At 36.7% G+C, this 20605-nt stretch carries 16 protein-coding genes and 1 pseudogene; 9 read left to right on the top strand and 8 right to left on the bottom strand.

The genetic code is table 11. From position 1 onward, the window contains the following. Positions 1-10: 10 nt before the first annotated feature. Positions 11-449, bottom strand: a pseudogene (locus QF044_RS01065) (RNA-binding S4 domain-containing protein). Between the two features lie 54 nt (positions 450-503). Between QF044_RS01065 and QF044_RS01060 the strand changes: the two are divergent. Next, positions 504-1250, top strand: a complete 747-nt coding sequence (locus QF044_RS01060; protein ID WP_307262639.1) for a hypothetical protein — start codon at positions 504-506, stop codon at positions 1248-1250. Positions 1251-1316: 66 nt separating this feature from the next. On the opposite strand, the gene QF044_RS01055 is transcribed toward QF044_RS01060, so the two are convergent. From QF044_RS01055 to QF044_RS01045, 3 genes are all read right to left on the bottom strand, one after another. Beyond that, positions 1317-2834, bottom strand: a complete 1518-nt coding sequence (locus QF044_RS01055; RefSeq protein ID WP_307262636.1) for an FMN-binding glutamate synthase family protein — start codon at positions 2832-2834, stop codon at positions 1317-1319. Between the two features lie 52 nt (positions 2835-2886). Continuing rightward, a complete protein-coding gene (gene mtaB / locus QF044_RS01050; RefSeq protein WP_307262634.1) occupies positions 2887-4233 on the bottom strand; it encodes a tRNA (N(6)-L-threonylcarbamoyladenosine(37)-C(2))-methylthiotransferase MtaB in 1347 nt (448 codons plus the stop codon). Positions 4234-4302: 69 nt separating this feature from the next. Beyond that, positions 4303-4890, bottom strand: a complete 588-nt coding sequence (locus tag QF044_RS01045) for a DUF1572 family protein (RefSeq protein WP_307262633.1) — start codon at positions 4888-4890, stop codon at positions 4303-4305. 57 nt (positions 4891-4947) lie between these two features. Here QF044_RS01045 and QF044_RS01040 point away from each other — a divergent pair, with 57 nt between their 5' ends. Further along, the gene (locus QF044_RS01040) at positions 4948-5307 is read left to right on the top strand and encodes a nuclear transport factor 2 family protein (RefSeq protein WP_307262631.1); all 360 of its coding nucleotides are present in this window, start codon (positions 4948-4950) and stop codon (positions 5305-5307) included. A 68-nt stretch (positions 5308-5375) separates the two neighbouring features. Here the strand turns inward: QF044_RS01040 and QF044_RS01035 are convergent, their stop codons facing one another. Then, entirely contained in the window at positions 5376-7484 is a 2109-nt protein-coding gene (locus QF044_RS01035) for a T9SS type B sorting domain-containing protein (RefSeq protein ID WP_307262630.1), read from the bottom strand. A gap of 170 nt (positions 7485-7654) precedes the next feature. Next, the gene (locus QF044_RS01030) at positions 7655-8452 is read right to left on the bottom strand and encodes a hypothetical protein (protein ID WP_307262628.1); all 798 of its coding nucleotides are present in this window, start codon (positions 8450-8452) and stop codon (positions 7655-7657) included. A 204-nt stretch (positions 8453-8656) separates the two neighbouring features. On the opposite strand from QF044_RS01030, the gene glgP reads away from it, so the two are divergent. Further along, the gene (gene glgP / locus QF044_RS01025) at positions 8657-10312 is read left to right on the top strand and encodes an alpha-glucan family phosphorylase (protein WP_307262625.1); all 1656 of its coding nucleotides are present in this window, start codon (positions 8657-8659) and stop codon (positions 10310-10312) included. A 95-nt stretch (positions 10313-10407) separates the two neighbouring features. On the opposite strand, the gene QF044_RS01020 is transcribed toward glgP, so the two are convergent. Together QF044_RS01020 and QF044_RS01015 are read right to left on the bottom strand one after the other, a co-directional pair. Beyond that, positions 10408-10593, bottom strand: coding sequence for a DUF6496 domain-containing protein (locus QF044_RS01020; protein WP_307262622.1), 186 nt, complete (start codon positions 10591-10593; stop codon positions 10408-10410). Positions 10594-10604: 11 nt separating this feature from the next. Continuing rightward, a complete protein-coding gene (locus QF044_RS01015) occupies positions 10605-11078 on the bottom strand; it encodes a hypothetical protein (protein WP_307262620.1) in 474 nt (157 codons plus the stop codon). 328 nt (positions 11079-11406) lie between these two features. On the opposite strand from QF044_RS01015, the gene QF044_RS01010 reads away from it, so the two are divergent. The 6 genes from QF044_RS01010 (at position 11407) to QF044_RS00985 (ending at position 20574) form a co-directional block, all read left to right on the top strand. Next, positions 11407-13536 carry a S9 family peptidase gene (locus tag QF044_RS01010; protein WP_307262618.1) on the top strand — a complete coding sequence of 710 codons (2130 nt, stop codon included), beginning with the start codon at positions 11407-11409 and terminating at the stop codon, positions 13534-13536. Further along, positions 13536-14321, top strand: a complete 786-nt coding sequence (locus tag QF044_RS01005) for a hypothetical protein (RefSeq protein ID WP_307262616.1) — start codon at positions 13536-13538, stop codon at positions 14319-14321. Before QF044_RS01010 ends, QF044_RS01005 begins: the two co-directional genes overlap by 1 nt. 128 nt (positions 14322-14449) lie before the next feature. Continuing rightward, complete coding sequence (locus QF044_RS01000; RefSeq protein WP_307262614.1) at positions 14450-16105, top strand: peptide MFS transporter; 1656 nt, start codon at positions 14450-14452, stop codon at positions 16103-16105. A gap of 131 nt (positions 16106-16236) precedes the next feature. Beyond that, positions 16237-17991 (top strand): peptide MFS transporter, encoded by a 1755-nt coding sequence (locus tag QF044_RS00995; protein WP_307262612.1) that lies wholly within the window; start codon positions 16237-16239, stop codon positions 17989-17991. 58 nt (positions 17992-18049) lie between these two features. Next, the gene (locus tag QF044_RS00990; RefSeq protein WP_307262610.1) at positions 18050-19045 is read left to right on the top strand and encodes a YhcG family protein; all 996 of its coding nucleotides are present in this window, start codon (positions 18050-18052) and stop codon (positions 19043-19045) included. Between the two features lie 17 nt (positions 19046-19062). Beyond that, positions 19063-20574 (top strand): peptide MFS transporter, encoded by a 1512-nt coding sequence (locus QF044_RS00985; protein ID WP_307262608.1) that lies wholly within the window; start codon positions 19063-19065, stop codon positions 20572-20574. Positions 20575-20605 lie beyond the last annotated feature (31 nt).

The raw sequence follows: 20605 nt of genomic DNA, 5'->3' as shown, positions 1-20605 counted from the left end.
GCTTTTCATTTTATTCTTCGCTTTCGGTTCCGTCTGCTGTTTCTCCAAAGAAATCATCCCAGTCTGTAAAGTCTGAGGCGATGTCGTTTCCTACATAATCATCCATCTCTCTTCTGTCTTTTTTGGTAGGTCTTCCTTCGCCTATTATTCCTGTAATAATCCTGTGACATTTTGCGAAGTTTCAGTAATTCATACTGCTCCTTATCGGTTACATCCTGTATATGAAGGGGTACCAACTTGGCTCCTATCCTGCTTTTAGGGATTTGGAGAACCTTTATTTTATAGTCGATCTGATTTTTGCGGATCTTAATAACATCTCCTTCTTTTACCTCTTTAGATGACTTTATGGCAGACGTCCCTATAGAAACTCTGTTCTTCTTAATTTCCTCTGTTGCAATACTTCTCGTCTTATAAAAACGAATACACCATAAAAATTTATCTATTCTCATAATTTTTTATACTTTTGCCGTTATATTATTTGTAAAGTAATTAAAGTTTTTGAAATGAAAAAAATATTTTTATATATCCTTGCGGGATCTTTATGTTTTTCTGCATGTAAGAAAGATGATGAAGTTGAAACTTATAAAGAACCGGGAGATATCTCAGTTCAGAACAGTTATGACGATCAGGCCATTAAGAAGTTTATGAACGAAAATTATCTGGATGCTCAGGGAAATATAAAGGCTTTCAGTACAACAGATGCCAGTGATGATAATGAAAAGAAATTAATCGATCTGCCATATCAAACACTTCCATCCGGAACGATTTACATTATGAGAGATGGAGCACAGCCTTCTGCAGCCACCGGTAAAACTATTGCTCCAAAAGATATTCTAACGGTAATGATTAGAGCCAATGGTTATTTAGCAGGTGAAACTGATGGAAATGTTTCTTTCATCTCTACACTGCCTATCACCAATACAATTAATGGTAGTGGACTTCCATTAGTAGATCCAATGTTTTATTATGTAAAGCAGTCTGTATTGGATGCAGCGACTACCGACGCTACTAAACAGAGAAGTTATTATGAAATAGAAGGTTTTCAGGAAGCTATTCAGAAATTTAAGGCTTTTGATGATTATCCGAGCGGATCGCCTTACAATCTTCAAGGGGTAATTATAGTACCATCCAGAGCTGCTTTTGCCAGAGATCCTCATTACCCTTATGCCTCAACGTATTCTTTAAGAAATAATACCATTATTTTCAATTTTCAGGTATATAAAAGAGCAGACAGGCCTGCAAATCAGTAATAAATCAAAATCATATATAAAGAACCGCCTTCTTATCGAAGGCGGTTCTTATCTTTCCAGGCGTTTCTAAAATCTTGTCTTCTGTTTTACATTTCCTAAGATATCCGGGAAATAGAGATCTGCCAGGTGATCAAATTCGTCTCCTCTCATAAACATACTGGCATCCACTTCTTCATAAGAACTCTTTCCTGCTGCTGCAATCAGTTCATTACAGGTATGCAGTGTATTTTTATGGAAATGGTATACTCTTTCACTTTTATCGGTAACATCAAGTCCTTTGATAAGCATTTTATCCTGAGTGGCTACTCCTGTCGGACAATTATTATTATTACATCTCAACGCTTGAATACATCCTAATGAGAACATAAATCCTCTCGCATTATTACACATATCTGCTCCCATTGCCACAGCTCTTAGAATATCCAGACTTGTCAGTACTTTTCCGCTGGCAATAACCCTTAATTTATTTCTTAAATTATAATTATTCAGTGTTCTGTTCACAAAAATAAGAGCCGGCTCCAGAGGCATCCCCACTCCATCCGAAAATTCCGGCGGTGCAGCACCCGTTCCTCCTTCTGCTCCATCTATGGTAATAAAGTCCGGATAGATCTTCATCACATTCATTTGTACGCAGATATCTTCAAATTCTTTGGTGTCTCCGATACAAAGCTTAAAACCAATAGGCTTACCTCCCGATAATTCTCTCAACTGCTGTACAAACCTCAGCAGACCTGAAGCATCAGAAAATGAACTGTGGGAAGGCGGCGAAATAATAGTCATTCCCGGAGTGACGTGACGGATTTTTGCGATTTCAGGTGTATTTTTCACGCCTGGAAGCACCCCTCCATGCCCTGGTTTTGCTCCCTGAGAAAGCTTAATTTCGATCATTTTTACATTAGGGAGATTGGAGTATTTCGTAAACAATTCAGGGTTAAATTTTCCTTCTTCGTCACGGCATCCAAAATATCCGGTTCCTATCTGCCAGCAAAGATCTCCTCCTTCCATGTGGTGCGGAGAAATTCCTCCTTCACCGGTATTATGGTAGAAATTTCCTTTTTTAGCACCTCTGTTCAATGATATTTGAGCCCTATCGCTTAATGCTCCAAAACTCATTGCCGAAATATTAAATAAAGAAGCATGGTAAGGCTGGGTACACTGTTCGCCTCCAACCCACACTCTTGGAAGTTCTTCTACGGGTGATTTTGCATAAATAGAATGCTTGATCCCTTCATATTTTCTATGATTAACTTCTAACTGTGTTCCAAAAGGAACGGTATCACTTAAGTTTTTAGCCCGTCTGTATACTGCAGAACGCTGGTTTCTGGGAAATGGCTTGCCATCTGTCTCCCTTTCGATGAAATACTGCTGCATTTCAGGCGAAATACTTTCGAAAAAGTACCTGAAGTAGCCCAAGACCGGAAAGTTCCTCAGAATAGCGTGTTTCGACTGGTAGGCATTGTAAACACCCAATGCATAAATGGCAGATAACAGGATGGGTATCCAGTAATGTGCTCTGATCAGTAATGCCACTACCCAGGTAGCGGTTACTAATACAATTCCCCAAGATAAAAACTTATCTCTCATGAATGTAGTTATTTAAAGTTAAAATAAATTTAGTAGAAATTTTGCAAAGAGACTACGCTTTTGCTAAAAAACTTTCGAAGGATGACTGCACAGAAACCGTGCCATCTGACAGGATTTTTTCTAAATTTAGAAATTCAATCTGATTGACGAATGCGGAATCAAAATCTTTCTGGACTCTCACATAGTTTTCGGTGAAGCCAAACATTTTTCCGTCTTTATTTTCATGCTCCCAAAGAACAGGAAGCGTTTTTCCAAGCTGAGTTTCATAGAATGCCATTTTCTTCTTTTCAGAAAGAATTCTCAGCATTTTATTACGTTTTTTTCTTTCCGGAATCGGAACGACACCGTCCATATCTGCAGCTTCAGTATTTTCTCTTTCAGAATAAGTAAATACATGCAGGTAAGTGATCGGAAGTTGGTTCAGGAAGTTATACGTTTCCATGAATTTTTCTTCTGTTTCACCAGGAAATCCTACGATCACATCTACACCGATAGCCGCATCGGGCATCACTTCACGGATCTTATTGACTCTGTCATTATAAAGTTTCGTAAGGTAACGGCGCTTCATTTTTTTCAGCAGATCATCGGAACCGGATTGTAACGGGATATGGAAATGGGGAACAAAACTTTTACTTTTGGAAACCAGCTCTATGCTTTCGTCTTTTAAAAGATTCGGTTCTATGGAAGAAATACGTATTCTTTCAATACCGTCTACTTTATCCAACTCTGAAATTAAATCTAAGAAAGTATGTTCATGTCTTTTATTTCCGAATTCTCCTTTACCATAATCACCAATATTAACGCCCGTAAGAACAATTTCTTTAATGTCTCTTCCTACAATTTCTTTAGCATTCTGAAGTACGTTTTCGATGGTGTCCGAACGTGAGATTCCTCTTGCCAGCGGAATGGTACAGTAGGTGCATTTATAATCACATCCATCCTGCACTTTCAGGAAAGCTCTTGTTCTGTCACCAATTGAATAGCTTCCGATAAAGAAATCGGTTTCTTCAATTTCGCATGAATGAACAGTTCCTTCACTATCCGATTTCTCAAGATCGTCAAGGTAGCTTAAGATATTGAATTTTTCCTTAGCTCCCAGGACAAGGTCTACTCCCTCGATCTGTGAAATTTCTTCGGGTTTCAGCTGTGCATAACATCCGACAATAACAACCAGTCCTTCCGGATTGGCTTTCATTGCTCGCTTCACGTGAAGTTTACATTCACGGTCAGCATTTTCAGTGACTGAACAGGTATTGATCACATAGACATCTGCTTTATCATCAAAGCTTACCTTATTATAACCTGCATCTGTCAATTGGCGGGCAATAGTAGATGTTTCTGCAAAATTTAATTTGCAGCCGAGGGTATGAAATGCGGCAGTTCCGTGAAAAGTAGACATTGATTACTCCTGAATTTTCTGGGTGCAAAGATAGTAATTTTAATAAGAATTCTGAATTGATTCAGTCTATTATTTATATTCATCCCTTACTTCAGGACTGTTTTGAAAACATACCGGTGATGAATTAGCATCTGCATTTTCACTGGAAAATTTGTCCTTCATTTCATTATTAAATTGCTGAGACTTATTTCTTTCAATGGAAAGTGTTTTCCATTCCTCATTCTTCATCATTTTGGCAATAGAAACAATCTGTCCTATATGATAAGGATAATGAGCCACCTGGCGCACAATTGCATCCAAAACGGTATGGGCTTCTCCTCTGATATATACCGTAGAATTCAAATTTTCATCATTTACCTGATCCATGGCATGAAAAAGACATGCCCAGCCCTTTTCCCAGAAATCCAGAACTTCCTGTTTTGTTTTAAATGTATTGACAAATTCATCATCACGTTTCCGCCATGATTTTTCCCCATCTTCCGTTAGAAAATTGGTCCATCTTGAAAGCATATTTCCGGCAATGTGCTTTACAATTACGGCAATAGAATTACTTTCATCATTATACTGCCAAAAGATCTGATTGTCAGAAAGCTGTAGGAATGATTTATCACCAAGGGATTTGTAATATTGAAAACGTTTTATAAAAAGCTCTTTCATGATATTTAAATAAAAACCAAGTTAGCATTTTTCACGTATATAAAGGTAAATTAAAATATGCTTTGCAGGATCAATGACTTTATGAAAGATCTGAATTCATTAAATATTGAACATCTTGAAAAATGGTTCACCGATGAAAGTACGATCTGGATACCTCCTTCCAAAGAAATTTCGGGTAAGAACAGAATCTTGGCCTTATTCAGAGCTATATTCAGACGGTATGAATCGATTGAATGGCAGGTTTTTGAAATATTTCCATTAGGAAATCAAAAATATTTCTACCAGACTGCTTCTTATGGGACCATGATCAATAAAGGAATTTATGAAAATAATATATGTACGGTTGTTCACTTTTCAGAGGACGGTAAAATCATTTATCTTTCTGATTATTTTAAAGATACAAAAGCATTTAATTAAGATTTAACCAAAAATAAAACCACTTCTTTCGAAATGGTTTTATATGAATAGCTATTATTAAAATAAGATTAATCTCTGTTTTTAACCACGATCCATCCCGAATACTTAATCGGTGTGCTCAGTTTATCATTTTCATTCCATGAAACAGAATACCAGTAGTTTCCTGTTGGAACTCTTAATCCTGCACTAACGGTGCCATCCCATTTGTAGCCATTAGATTTATCCATTTTGAAGATCATATTTCCATAACGGTCGAAAATATTCATAACCAGATTTTTCTTTGTTGCCAGTGCAGAATAATCAATCACATCATTATAACCATCACCGTTTGGAGTAATCACATTCACAAGATTAGGAACTACAATTCCAATATGGATAGGATCACAATTGTAAGAATCTTTTACATAAATTGTAGCATCTCCTCTTTTCATATTGTTAAATACATTGGAATCCTGCCAGATAATATTATCTAAAGAGTATTTATAAGGTGCAGTGCCTCCAATAACAAATACAGTGACCGTAGTATTTGAAATATCAATACTTGAAACCACAGGCTGCTCAGACGGATATATTTTTACATTCTGCAGTACGGTGCAATCTCCTGTTTTAAGTTTTACCCAATAGGTGCCAACTCCCGCATTCGTAATGGTTTGGGTAGTTGCTCCTGTACTCCATTCGTAGCTGTTGAAGCCTGGCCCGGCATCCAGAGTCGTTTTATCTTCTACACAGATAATTTTGTCCTTAAGAATGCTGGAATAAACCGGCGGAATAACCACTAAAGTTATTTTAGCAATAGCATAACAGCCCTGTGCATTGGAAATCCTTACATACACGACACCACTTGGAGCGATATAGGTTGAAGACAGTAAAATTTCATTCGTCTGATTGACAGCATCCGTTACTGAAGGGTAATATTTTTTAACAGCTCCATTTAGATTAGTCACAGCTGTTCCGGTGAGATTAAAAGAGGCTGTAGAAGGATTAGTCTCTATAGAACAAGACCTGATAGTTGCATCATTTACCACAACTACCGGATGGAATTTCAATATGATCTGTGCAATAGAGGAACACCCGAATGACGAGGTTACCTTAACATAGATTGTTCCTTCTGCAGAAATAAAAGCTGTTGGATTTGTAATTTCATTGATACCTGCGTTCAGGTCAGAAATGGTATTGTAGTATTTCTTGGTAACATTGGGATCTGCAATAACAGCGGCACTTGTCAGATCATATACTGCAGTTCCTGCATTATTGTTATTACATTGAGTGAGTGTCACATTATTGGCAGTGATCTTACCGTCTCTGAACTTAAACAGTCCTATTTGTTTACATTTATTGAGCGGGCTATTGGGATTGGCAGGATCTGTATAACCTATGCTGTAGTAGTAAACAGTAGTTGTATTAACAATAGTAGGAACCGTAATCGCATTACTTCCGGTCAAAGCATCATTCTGACTTGTATGATAACTTACGCTGAAATTAGGATTCCCGTTCAGGATTCCTGTAGAAAGAGTAAAAAAGTCAAATAAAGCCGGGTTCTCACATACAATCACTTCTCTTGGATCTGCCGGATTAGCAGCCGGTATTCCAGGAGGATTGAAAGGATGAGGCTGTAAGTTGGGATCCGTGAAAGGCGAGGCCAATGTTGCCGTACCTCCCCAGGTCAGGGAAAACGGAGCTGTGGTACTGCTGGTACTGCTCACCCAGTTATCAATAAACAGATAATAGGTCTGACCCGGCAAAACATCCAAATATTTACAATAAGGAGTGAGTGAACCTCCCAAAGCATTAGTAATGGTACTGGTCATGTTCAGCCCTGTAGCTGGTCCGGGTCCAATAACAGTTGCAGCATTACAGCGTATAGGTGCTCCCAAAGCTCCACAAGTTACATTCGGTCCAAAAATCGCCCAGTCGTAATCGGCATCCGGATTATTAGGAACCAGATCAAAGGTGAGTGTTCCTCCTGTCGCTATTGTAATTTTGTACCAAATCGAATTATGCTCTCCGGTAGCATCCAGACAAGTCCCTGAGTTTACCAATTCCTTGATATTGCCATATCCCGTCGGACTATAGGTAATGTTTGAGTTTCCACAGACTGCAAGAGCTGTCGCACAATCTGCCTGACCAAAGAATGCCTGTGAAATTCCGAAAAAAATAATGAGTAAAAGTTTTTTCATAGATATATTGTTTTTAGTTAAAAATGATTGAAAATCAAATCATAATATTGATTTAGAACACATATACCAAATATACCTATATTTTAATCACAAACAATGGATTTTTAAAAATCTTAAATTATTTTAAATAAAAATGCCAAATGATTACGATATAACATAATAAACAGCAACTATTTTATGCTTGTAATATTTCCGCAAAGATTTTCAAGATGGAATATTTTATGGAAAGGGCTTTTTACTTCCTTAAGATGTTCTTTATCCTGGATGAAAGTATATCTTGAGGCAATAGAATTCATATCGGAAACGATCACCAGCCAACATTCGTCAACAGAAGTATCATAATAAGGGAATTTTTCATTTTTTTTATCAATAAGTTCCAAGATCTTTTCAGAACACAGCTCATCAAAAAGATTCATGCTGTATTCATGGGTGATAAAAACATTTCTACGGTGAAAAGATTTCCTTATTGCTTTTACACAGCCTACTGCTTTATTTTTTTTAATACTTCGGTAAATATTAATGATATTTTCCTGCTGATCTTCCAGATTGTCAAACTTAACGTTGGGGTGAAATTCTAAAAAATAAACACCACGATATTTCGAGGTGTCTTCTTGTTCTAATAGTATTTCTGCCTGACGGAACATCTTATTTAAGGTACTTTCAACCTTTTTCATTTCCAGATGATTGATCACTTCGGTCAATTCTATTCCAATCTTCTTATCGTTAAGCTTTGCGATAAAGTCAGGACTTTCGCAGGTAAGATCTTCAAATTTAACTTCGGGGAAGTGATGCATAAAAGAATTAAGCAGGAGAATTTCTGATTTCTTTCTGTACTTTTCACGGTCGTGAAGCAGAGATTCATCTATTTTACGGTGATATTTCTCCATCGGCTTTTTTTTCAAATGCCGGTTCATGTAGTATAGACTTAGATTCTTTATTAAATCTTCATCAGAAAATGTCTTTTTCATAGGTGACTTTTTTATTTGACCAGAGAATCTATTTTCTTTGGTTCTCACCGTTAGAAGTTTTTGATTTTCAAAAATTTACATAATAAAGGTAAGTAAAAAAACTATTCACAGGATACTTTTACATTAATTTATCAGATAATTAATGTAAAGTTTATTTTCATAATCAATACCTTTATCCATCTAACATATAAAAACTGTCGATTTATGGATTTTAAAAATTTTAAAATACCTTATAGCATTAATCCACAATATTCTAAAAAAGCCGCCTATTTCTCAATGGAATTTGCCATTGAACAGGTTTTAAAAATATATTCAGGAGGTCTGGGATTCCTGGCAGGTTCCCACATGAGAAGTGCATACAACCTGAAACAGGATCTTATCGGAATCGGAATTCTCTGGAAATTCGGATATTATGACCAGGCACGAAACCATGACCAGACGCTTCAGCCGGTTTGGACAAGAAAAATGTACAGTTTCCTTGAAGACACCGGAATAAAGTTCCAGATTGAGATCCACAGCGCACCGGTATGGGTAAAGGTGTGGTATCTTGATCCTGAGATCTTCAATACTGCACCCATGTTTTTCCTTTCCACGGATGTTCCTGAAAATGATCATGTTTCTAAAACCATCTGTCACAAATTATATGACGCCAACGAGTCTACAAAGCTTGCCCAGTATATTTTATTAGGAAAAGGAGGAGCCAAATTACTGGATGAAATAAATGCAGAAAGAGAAGTTTATCACCTGAATGAAGCCCACGGACTTCCCGCTGCCTTCTATCTTCTGAAAAAATATAATGGAGATTTGAACAGGGTAAAAGAAAAATTGGTTTTCACTACGCATACTCCTGAAGAGGCAGGAAATGAAAAACACAATCTGAAACTGTGTTATGATATGTCTTATTTTTCAGGTTTCAGCATGGAAGATGTAAAAAGCATTGAAGGGGCTGATGATGACCGTTTCAATCATTCTTTATGTGCTTTAAAAATGGCAAGAATGGCCAATGGTGTTTCTCAGCTTCATGGTGTAGTTTCCAGAGCAATGTGGAGTAAATATCCAGGTATCTGCGAAATCACCTCCATTACCAATGCACAGGAATTTAAATACTGGGCAGACAAACCGCTTTATAATGCCAAAGATGAAAACGATGAAACCGTATTTGATTACCGTAAAAAGCATTTAAAGAAAAGCCTCTTCAAAATCGTTGCAGATCAGACGGGAAATCTTTTCAATCCTGATATCTTCACTATTGTCTGGGCAAGAAGATTTGCAGGTTACAAACGTGCAGATTTACTGCTCCATGATAAAGAGCGATTCTACAAACTATTAAATAATCCAAAATATCCGGTACAGATCATTTGGTCAGGGAAACCTTACCCAATGGATTATTCTGCAATTTCAACTTTTAATACACTGGTGGAAGAAAGCAAGAATCACAAAAACATGGCTGTTCTTACTGGTTATGAACTTTCTTTAAGTAAATCTATGAAACAGGGTTCTGATCTGTGGCTGAATAACCCAAGGGTACCGAGAGAAGCTTCGGGAACCTCCGGCATGTCAGCGGCAATGAACGGATCGGTCAATCTGTCCACTGATGATGGATGGATTCCTGAATTTGCCAAGCCGGGAGAAAATTCATTTGTTGTACCAAAAGCAGATTATCTGAACATGAGCATTTACGAGCAGGATACCTACGATCTGAATAAATTATATGAGATCCTGGAAAACGAAATTCTTCCCACTTACTATGACCATCATGAGAAATGGCGGAAAATTCAGTATAATGCCATGAATGATGTCCAAAATCAGTTCAACAGTGATAGAATGGCGGATGAATATTATAAGGTATTATATCAATAAAACAAGTAAGCGCAAAAGATTAATAGTTAATTTACATTTATCTTTAAGCTTAAATAAAAGAATTCCGTGAATATTTTTCACGGAATTCTTTTTTATCATTCTTTTTTCTTTTTAGGTACTTTTAAGCCTTTTTCTCTGGCTTCGGAAATACCTATAGCCACAGCCTGTTTTTTGCTGGTCACTTTTTTTCCAGAAGAGGATTTTAATTTTCCTTCCTTGAATTCGTGCATTACCTCTCCTACTTTGTCCTGAGCTTTTTCTGAATATTTTGTCTTGCTCATGATAAAAAATTTTAAGATTTTGGCAGGGATACCCCTAGTTCATAAACTTTAGCATGCTTCAGATATTTGGAGCGTTCTCTGGAAGTTACCGATTCAAAATGATCATTCTTGATCACAATGATTGGGTCTTCTGCGTTTTCAATTTCGAAATTGGCAAGATATCTTTCGTCTGGTGCATCCTGACGCATTTTCGCTTTTATTTTCTGCAGCTCATCTGCATATTTTCTAAATCCCGGATCGGATGAATGGATAAATTTATATTCATCGCCTGCATACACATAATAATGAAGCTTCTTTTCAATTAATCCAGCCTCATCTGTGATCTGCGGATTATCATTTCCATCTTTAAAACTTACTTCTACCAAAGTTCCGCCTTTTTTGTTTGCACATTCTTCAGCATCTTTAAAGCTTGAAAAACCTGTATAAACTACCTGATCGGCTAAAACATAGCGATTCAGTTTCTGATTGTATGCATTCGTTTCCATAATTATTATTTTAAATTGATTCTATAATAGTATATTCAATTCTTTTGCCAAATTATCATTTTTAGCAAAATCACTGCTGAGGAATTCTATTATTTTCAGGATTGCTTATCCGGAATAAAAAGATGTTAGATACAGTAACATATGAATCAAGAGTTTGGTATATTACAATTGCATGGGACAGCCACAGACTCCGGGCGTTACCATCTGCTTTACAGAATTATAATGACACCTACAAATATCATTAAAAACAGGATCTGAAGTTCTGTTTTACTGTTTTATATGGTTATTTGGGTAAGAATTATTACATTTGGAATCATTAAAATTAGAAATGAAAAAAATACTCTTAACTCTTACTGTGGCTGCTTTATTCCATAATGTATCAGCACAGGAAATCACTTTAGATAAAATATATTCAGGATATTACCGTGGAAAAGGTATTGCTGGTATTGCATCCATGAAAGACGGAGAAAACTATTTAGTTATTGAGCCGACAGGTATTGCCAAATATTCTTATAAAACTTCACAAAAGGAAGGTAATGTTGTTGACGGGAAATTTGACAGCTATGAATTTTCTGATGATGAATCTAAGATTCTTTTGCTGAAAGAAAGTGAGCAGATCTACAGGCATTCTTTTCTTGGAAAGTTTGATGTTAAAGATTTGAAATCAGGTAAAACAATCAGCTTAAATGATGGCAAAGCAGTTCAGGAACCAAGATTCTCTCCTGATGCTACTAAAGTTGCATTTATTGCAGAAAACAATTTATTTTATCAGGATCTGAGCTCCGGAAAGATTACCCAAATTACCAATGACGGTAAGAAAAATGCAATTATCAACGGACTTGCAGACTGGGTTTATGAAGAGGAATTCGGGCACGCACGACAATATGAGTGGACAAAAAATTCTGACGCTGTTGTATTCGTAAAATCAGATGAAAGCCAGGTTCCTGAAATCTATATTCCAATTTATGGAAAAAGTCTGTATCCATCAGAAATGCGTTATAAATATCCTAAAGCAGGTGAGAAAAATTCTATGGTTTCTGCACAGCTATACCGACTTGACACAGGAAAGACCATACCATTGAATCTAAGCTCTTTCAAAAATTATTATATCCCGAATGTTATCCAGACCGCAAAACCTGACGAGATCGTTTTGCTTACTTCTGAAAGAATTCAGAATGCTTCAGATATTTTAAAAGTAAATACCAAAACCGGATCCGTTCAGAAATTATTCACAGAAACAGATGATAAATGGATCGATACGGATAGCCCTACTCTTGAATTCCTTGAGGATGATTCTTTCCTGTGGGCTTCTGAAAGAGACGGAAACCGCCATCTGTATTGGTATGATAAAGATGGAAAGCTTAAAAAGCAGGTGACAAAAGGAAACTGGGAAGTAACAGATTATTACGGATTCAATCCAAAATCTAAAGAAATTTACGTCCAGACTACTGAAAAAGGAAGCATCAACAAAGTAGTTTCAAAAGTAAATATTGAAAACGGAAAATCCCAGCTGATCTCTAATGCGGAAGGAAACAACTCTGCCAACTTCAGTAAGAATTACAGCTATTTCATTGAAACCTCTTCCACTGCTTCAAAACCATATACTTTTGTTTTAAAAGACGGAAACGGTAAAACGGTAAAAGAGCTTCAGAATAATAACGAACAGCTTCAGAAATTAAAAGCAGATAACTTTACAGAAAAAGAATTCATTACTATTCCTAACGATGCAGGAGATCAGATGAATGCATGGATTATCAAGCCTAAGAATTTTGATCCTAATAAAAAGTATCCTTTATTTATGTTCCAGTATTCAGGACCGGGTTCTCAGCAGGTTGCCAATTCATGGGACAATGGAAATGCATTATGGTTTAATCATTTGGTACAGAAAGGTTATATCGTTGCCTGTGTAGACGGCCGTGGAACGGGATACAAAGGAACTAAATTCAAAAAAGTGACTTATATGAATTTAGGAAAATATGAAATTGAAGATCAGATCACTGCTGCAAAATGGTTCGGAAAACAATCTTACATCGACAAAACAAGAATCGGAATGTTCGGATGGAGTTTCGGTGGTTATATGACCAGTTTGGCAATGACGAAAGGCGCGGATGTTTTCAAAGCAGGAATTGCAGTAGCACCGGTTACGAACTGGAGATATTATGATTCTGTTTATACGGAAAGATTCATGAGGACACCTCAGGAAAATCCGGACGGGTATGATAAAAACTCCCCGACAGAATACGCCAATTTATTAAAAGGTAAATTCCTGTTAATTCACGGAACCGCTGATGACAATGTACATTTTCAGAATTCTATGGAATTTTCCGAAGCTTTGATCCAAAATAAGAAACAGTTCGATTTCATGGCTTATCCGGACAAAAACCACGGAATTTATGGTGGGCAGACAAGGCCACATCTGTATCAGAAAATGACTGATTTTATAATAGAAAATCTGTAATGAGGTATCTATTTGTTTTGCCAATGCTCCTGGGTTATTCTTTTGCAGAATCACAGGCGTTGGCAGTGACAAAGGAGAAAATGGAGGTGGCTGTTTTTTCTGAAGGAAATTGGGAAATCAGAAAAATCAATGATGAATTCAATCTTTCACAAACAACTGCCATTACTGAAAACGGAGCAAAACTTATTCTTTATAAAGATAAAACGTGGAAATACGCCGATAATAAAGATCGGGAGGCTTTTGAAAATATTTCCGTAAATCATCAAAAACTTTCAAAAGCAGCATCTGCAGACTCTTTGGTAAGAAGTCAACGGGCTGATGGTGGTGTATATATAGACAAAAAGAAATGGGATATTTATGAAAATGAACATCTTGATTTTCCTGAATATACATTTGTAAGATATGATGAATTAAATGTTTACGGTTCTTTTTTTTGTATAAATTCAAAAAAAGAGAATATTGAAGCCATTAAAAATGAAGCTATAGGATCTATTTTAAACTTTCCTAATCATTCTACTTTAAAGAAGACAGAATATAGAAATGTGAATAATTTACCTATGTTTCATATTGACTATTCAAAAAAAATAGACGGTAATCATTTTGACTATCTGGAAAATTATTTTCTTACGAGCTACGGCTATTGCCGTATTACTGGATCTACTTATAGTAATCAGTTTAAAAAAAATAAGGAAGAGATTGAAAAACTAATCAATGGACTTTCAAAAGCTGAGCAGTGGAAAAGAAATGAACAAGTTCCGGTACCCCCTCCTCAAATTTATAATTAAGTAAAAATATAATCCCTTTCAAGTCTGAAGGGGATTTTTATTTATTTCATTAATCATTTCCAGCTGTATTATTTATTTTATCAATTGAAATTAAAAACTTATTTTTGGGAAATTTGAAAATTGATTATATGAAGACTAAACATCCTAAAGGCCTGCCCTTCCTCTTTTTCACAGAAATGTGGGAGCGTTTCGGGTACTATCTGATTCTTGGAATCTTTGTGCTTTACGTCATCGAGCCTACCGGAATGAAAGGTGGTCTTGGACTTCCGGACAAAACTGCTGATGACATTTTCGGAACATATATCGCTTTGACCTATTTAACACCTTTCCTTGGAGGATTTTTGGCTGACAGGGTTTTAGGATATATCAAATCTATTTATCTGGGCGGAATCCTGATGGCCGCAGGGTATATCGGGATGGGAGTTTTCAAGGATCTTCCACTTTTTTATGGTTCATTGGCACTGATCATTATTGGAAACGGTTTTTTTAAGCCTACCATTTCTACATTGTTAGGAAACCTCTATTCTGAAGAGCCTTACAAAGCTAATAAAGACTCCGGATATAATATTTTCTATATGGGAATCAATATCGGGGCATTTATCTGTAATATTATTGCCGCTTTCATGCGTAATAAATTCGGATGGGGTGAAGCCTTCATTACTGCAGGAGTTGGGATGCTGATTGGGATGGTCATTTTTACCATCGGAAGAAAACATTACATCCACGCTGCACAGATGAAGCCTGTACAGGAAGGTGACACAAAACTTTCTGAAATTTTAATTAAAGTTTTCCTCCCTGCCATTGCCGTTGGAGCTATAGGATGGTTTATCCCGGGAAATATTTTCGGAAGCGACAGTACGGATGCCTTTATTTTCGCCTGTGTTCCTGTGATTTACTTTTATGCTTCGCTTTACTTTAAAGCAAAACCGGAAGAAAAGCCTTCTATCGGAGCCTTGCTTTCAGTATTCCTGATCAGTATGTTCTTTTGGGCAGTTTTCAAACAGAATGGTACGGCACTTACAAGATGGGCCAATTATTATACGGACAGAAGTGTTCCCGCTTCTTTGGAAAAGCCACTTGAAGATATTTATATGGTGGAAGGAAAAAGTTATGAAGACAAAGAAGTTCCGGTATATGACAATCAGTTCCAGTCTCAAAAAGATAAAGATGGAAAGAGCATTAAAGAAAACGGAAAAGATATTTATTTCAAAAATATTACGCCAGAGCAGCGTGCAGCTTTAGAGAAAAATCCTGAGTCTAAAGTTTATTTATACAATACAGAATTATTTCAGTCTATCAATCCGTTTTGGGTAATTGCCCTTACACCGTTAGTTGTAGGATTCTGGGCTTTATTAAGAAGAAAAGGAAAAGAACCGTTAACGCCTACAAAAATTGTTTTGGGATTATTTATATCCGGATTATCATGTCTTGTAATGGTTCTTGCGGTTATGGCTGGAGACAACGGTGCTGTAAAAGTATCTCCATTATGGCTGGTTGCCGGTTATGGGGTAATTACGGTCGGAGAATTATGTCTTTCACCAATGGGACTCTCCTTTGTATCTAAACTTTCACCGGCTAGAATTACAGCATTGATGATGGGAGGATTTTTCCTGGCCAACTCTGTAGGAAACAAGCTTTCAGGAATTCTGGCAAGTACCTGGTACAGCTACGATAACAAGATGAATTACTTCCTTGTCAACTTTGCATTGTTAATATTTGCAACACTTTTAGGACTTTCTATGTTAAAAAGGCTAAACAAAATTATGAAGGAAAAGGGACACTAATCCTGATTATCATAAAGAATATCAAGCTACAGAATCACTCTGTAGCTTTTTTATTTAAATATAAAATTAAAACCTTGCCAAAAACTCAAAAAAAACTATATTTGTCAGTCTTAACAAAAATTAACAATAGAATGGATAATATTGAAGCATTAAGTCCGAAACCGGATGAATTTGTAGAGAATAAGAATTCAAGGCATCCAAAGGGGCTGTGGGTTCTTTTCGGAACAGAAATGTGGGAGCGTTTCAACTTTTATGGGATGAGAGCCCTTCTGACGCTCTTCATGGTAAATTCCTTATTAATAAAAGAAGCTGATGCGGCAATCATTTACGGTGGATTTTTAGCTTTATGTTATTTAACTCCTCTTTTGGGAGGTTTCATTGCAGATAAATATATCGGAAATAGGAATGCCATCCTAATTGGTGGATCTTTAATGGCTATCGGCCAGTTTCTACTGTTTATCAGCGCCTCTACTTTCTCTGCCGATCTTGGCAGTTCTAAAATGATCATGTGGCTGGCTTTATTCGTTATCATTTTTGGTAATGGATTTTTTAAGCCTAATATTTCCTCAATGGTGGGTAGCCTTTATCCTAAGCAGGAGAAATCCAAACTGGACTCTGCTTTTACCATTTTCTATATGGGGATCAACATTGGAGCATTCCTTGGACAGTTTATCTGCCCTTATGTAGGAGATGTGAAAGATGCCACTACAGGAGTAAGAGATATTTTTGCTTTCAAATGGGGATTTTTAGCAGCTTCAATTGCAATGGTCGTTGGAACAATAACATTCTTTATTCTTAAAAATAAATATGTGGTAACGCCGGAAGGAAGACCTATCGGTGGATTACCAAAAAACAATACCAGTGCAGACTTTGAAGAAGGTGAAACTCAGACCGCAAAATTTTCAGGAACATCATTAGGGATTACCGGATTAATTTTTATCGTTCTATTTTTCGCTTTCAGATATTTGCTCGTAGGAGAATTCGGGTTTAAAGCGGTAGAAATGGGTCAGCTGATTAAAGGAATTATTTATCCTTTCATTTATGCAGCCGGTATTGCCTTAGCCTTCCTGATCATGAGTTCTGCGGAGAACAAGATTGAAAGACAGAGAATCTGGGTAATCTATATAGTATCCTTCTTTATTATTTTCTTCTGGGCAGCTTTCGAGCAGGCAGGATCTTCATTAACGTTTATTGCAGATAACCAGACAGACAGAAACATTTTTGGGTGGAATATGCCCCCTTCAATGGTTCAGATCTTCAACGGTATTTTCGTTGTTCTGTTAGCGGTTCCATTCAGTTTAACATGGGATAAATTGAGAGCAAAAGGAAAAGAACCGGTATCTCCTTTCAAACAGGCCATGGGATTAGCATTGATCGCTCTTTCTTACTTTATCATTGCACACAACGTAAAAGATCTTGGAAATTCAGGATTACTAGCTATCAAATGGTTAATGCTTCTTTATTTTATCCAGACTTGTGGTGAACTTTGTTTATCTCCGATTGGTTTATCATTGGTAGGTAAATTGGCTCCAAAAAGATTCGCTTCTTTATTATATGGTGTATTCTTTATTTCCAATGCTGCAGGTTATGCGTTGGCAGGTTCGTTGGGAGCTCTTATCCCGGCTACAGGTGATAAATTTACTAAAGCACAGGAAATTGGAGTAAATCTTCAGGACGTTTTAGATAAAAAAGTAACACTGACTGCTGATCAGGCGGCAGCGTTTGAGAAAGCTCAGTTACCAATACAAAATCCTACATTTGCAGGATTTGAGATCCACAACTTATTCGAATTCTTTATGGTATTCGTAGTACTTTGTGGTATCGCAGCAGTTATTCTGGCGCTAATTTCTCCAATTTTAAAGAAAATGATGCACGGTGTAAAATAACCGCATCAATAAAATACAACAAAACCTCTGCTAAGTCGGAGGTTTTTTTTATTTTCGTATGATGGAAATTTCCGAAGATTCTTTATTTCAATCCGTAAAGGAAATTATTAGGCAGTCGCGCGAAAAAGTGTTTCGGATAGCGAATTCTACTTTACTGCTCACCTACTGGCAGATTGGAAAACTGATCGTAGAAGATGAGCAGCAGGGAAAAGAACGTGCTGAATATGGAAAGCAAACCTTAAAAAATCTTTCTAAAAAACTTTCTCTGGAGTTTGGAAAGGGCTTTGATGAAAGCAACCTTCGAAATATGCGCTCTTTTTATAAGGTATTTCCAATATGTGACGCAGTGCGTCACGAATTGAGTTGGACACATTACAGATTGCTGATAAGGCTTGATCATATTGATAAAACAAACTATTACATCAATGAAGCCATTCAGAATAACTGGAATTACAGGGATCTAAAAAGACAGATCAATTCACTTGCCTACGAAAGAGTTTTAGAACACAAAAAATCTCCAGTAGAAAATATTCACAGTGTTTTAAAAGACCCTTATATTTTTGAATTCTTAGGATTAACACCGGATCAAAAATTTTCTGAAAAAGAAATTGAAACCGCCATTATCGATCATATTCAGAAGTTTCTTTTGGAATTTGGAAAAGGATTTGCTTTTGTGGCCAGGCAGCAGCATATTTCTACCGATACTTCAGACTTTTATATCGACCTTGTTTTTTACAATTATATACTTAAATGCTTTGTCATTATTGATCTTAAAACAGGCGAACTTTCCCATCAGGACATCGGACAGATTGATATGTATGTACGAATGTATGATGATCTGAAACGTGGCGAAGGCGATAATCCTACCATTGGAATTCTACTCTGTTCAGAAAAAGACGAGACCATTGTAAAATATTCCGTTCTGAACGACAAAAACAATCTGTTTGCCAGCAAATATCTGCTATACCTTCCAAAAGAAGAAGAATTAAAAGAAATCATTGATCAGGACAGAATCCGTTTCGAGCTGGATCAAAACAATAAAAACCCTAATTAAAATTATCATATACAATTATGAGCTTAACTCTAGATGAAATACAAAATTTCAAAGGAAAATATCCCAGACAGATCTGGAGCCTGTTTTTCTCTGAAATGTGGGAACGTTTCTGTTTCTACGGAATGCGCGGAATGCTGGTTTTCTTTATGATCTCCCAGCTTAATTTCCATGAAAAAGAAGCCAATCTCCAATATGGAGCCACCCAGGCATTTGTTTATGCCTTCACCTTTATCGGTGGGCTTTTTGCCGATAAAATTCTTGGATTTAGAAAATCTCTCTTTTGGGGTGGACTTTTAATGATTGTGGGAAGTTTAATTCTGGCCACCGATCCCCATAAATTCTTTTTCCTTGGAATTGCATTTACCGTAGTGGGAACAGGTTTCTTTAAACCCAATATCTCATCTATGGTAGGACAGCTTTACAAGCCGAACGACTCAAGGGCAGATGCCGGTTTTTCTCTATTTTATGCAGGGATCAATCTGGGAGCTTTACTAGGTGGTTATCTATGTATTGCTATTGGAAAAGGAGAAGTGTTAGGTAATATTATTCCAGAAGCAATGCGATGGAATGTTGCTTTCGGACTAGCTGCAATAGTAATGGTCATTAGCCTTATCAATTTTGTATTTACTCAAAGAAGCCTGGGGACAATAGGTCTTCAGCCAGGACATCCTTTAGCAGAAGTAAAAGCTGCTCCTATTTCAAAATGGAAAGAATATGGAGTGTATGTTTTATCACTGGTTTTTGTTCCGATTATCATGAAGATGGTAGCCAAAACGGAATATACAGATTATTTTATGTGGGTTATCGGCCCTTTGACGCTGATCTATCTGTTTTATGAGATGTCTAAAGTAACTGCCTCAGAGCGTAAAAAACTTTGGGCGGCCCTGGTTTTCATTATTTTCTCTATTATATTCTGGGGAATTTATGAACAAAGCGGTGGTTCTTTAAGTATTTTCGCTGCTAAAAACTTAAATAAAGACCTTCTGGGATTAGATCCAAATGGGGTAAACAACTCAGGAGGTGCATTTTTCATTATTTTCCTTGCCCCTCTGATCGGTCTTCTTTGGATATGGCTGAACAAAAGAAAAATTGAACCAAATACCATCGTTAAATTCGGTTTAGGATTTATTTTCCTTGGAATTGGGTACTATGTTTTATTTGCAACCAGGCTCTTTGCTGACCTTCAGGGCGTAACATCGTTGAACTTCTTCACATTGGCATTATTGATTATCACCCTTGGAGAACTATGTCTGTCACCGATTGGGCTATCGATTATGACAAAGCTTTCCACGAAGAATCTTCAGGGAATGATGATGGGAATGTGGTTCCTGGCCTCAGCTTACGGACAGTATGTTGCCGGAATTATTGGAGCCGGACTAGCCACCGCAAAAGAAGGCTCTACAAACTATGATGCTTTAATCACTTATACTGATGGATATAAACAATTGGGATTATATGCGGTAATTGCCGGTGTGGTATTAATTTTGATATCTCCGTTTGTGAAAAAATTAATGCAGGAGGTAAAATAAAGTAAGCAAGATTATGCTTATTTTTACGTAA

Source organism: Chryseobacterium sp. W4I1, from assembly GCF_030816115.1.
In the GTDB taxonomy this organism is placed as follows: Bacteria; Bacteroidota; Bacteroidia; order Flavobacteriales; family Weeksellaceae; genus Chryseobacterium.
The sequence above is the reverse complement of the archived record's forward strand: the minus strand, read 5'-3'. Positions and strand labels throughout refer to the sequence as shown.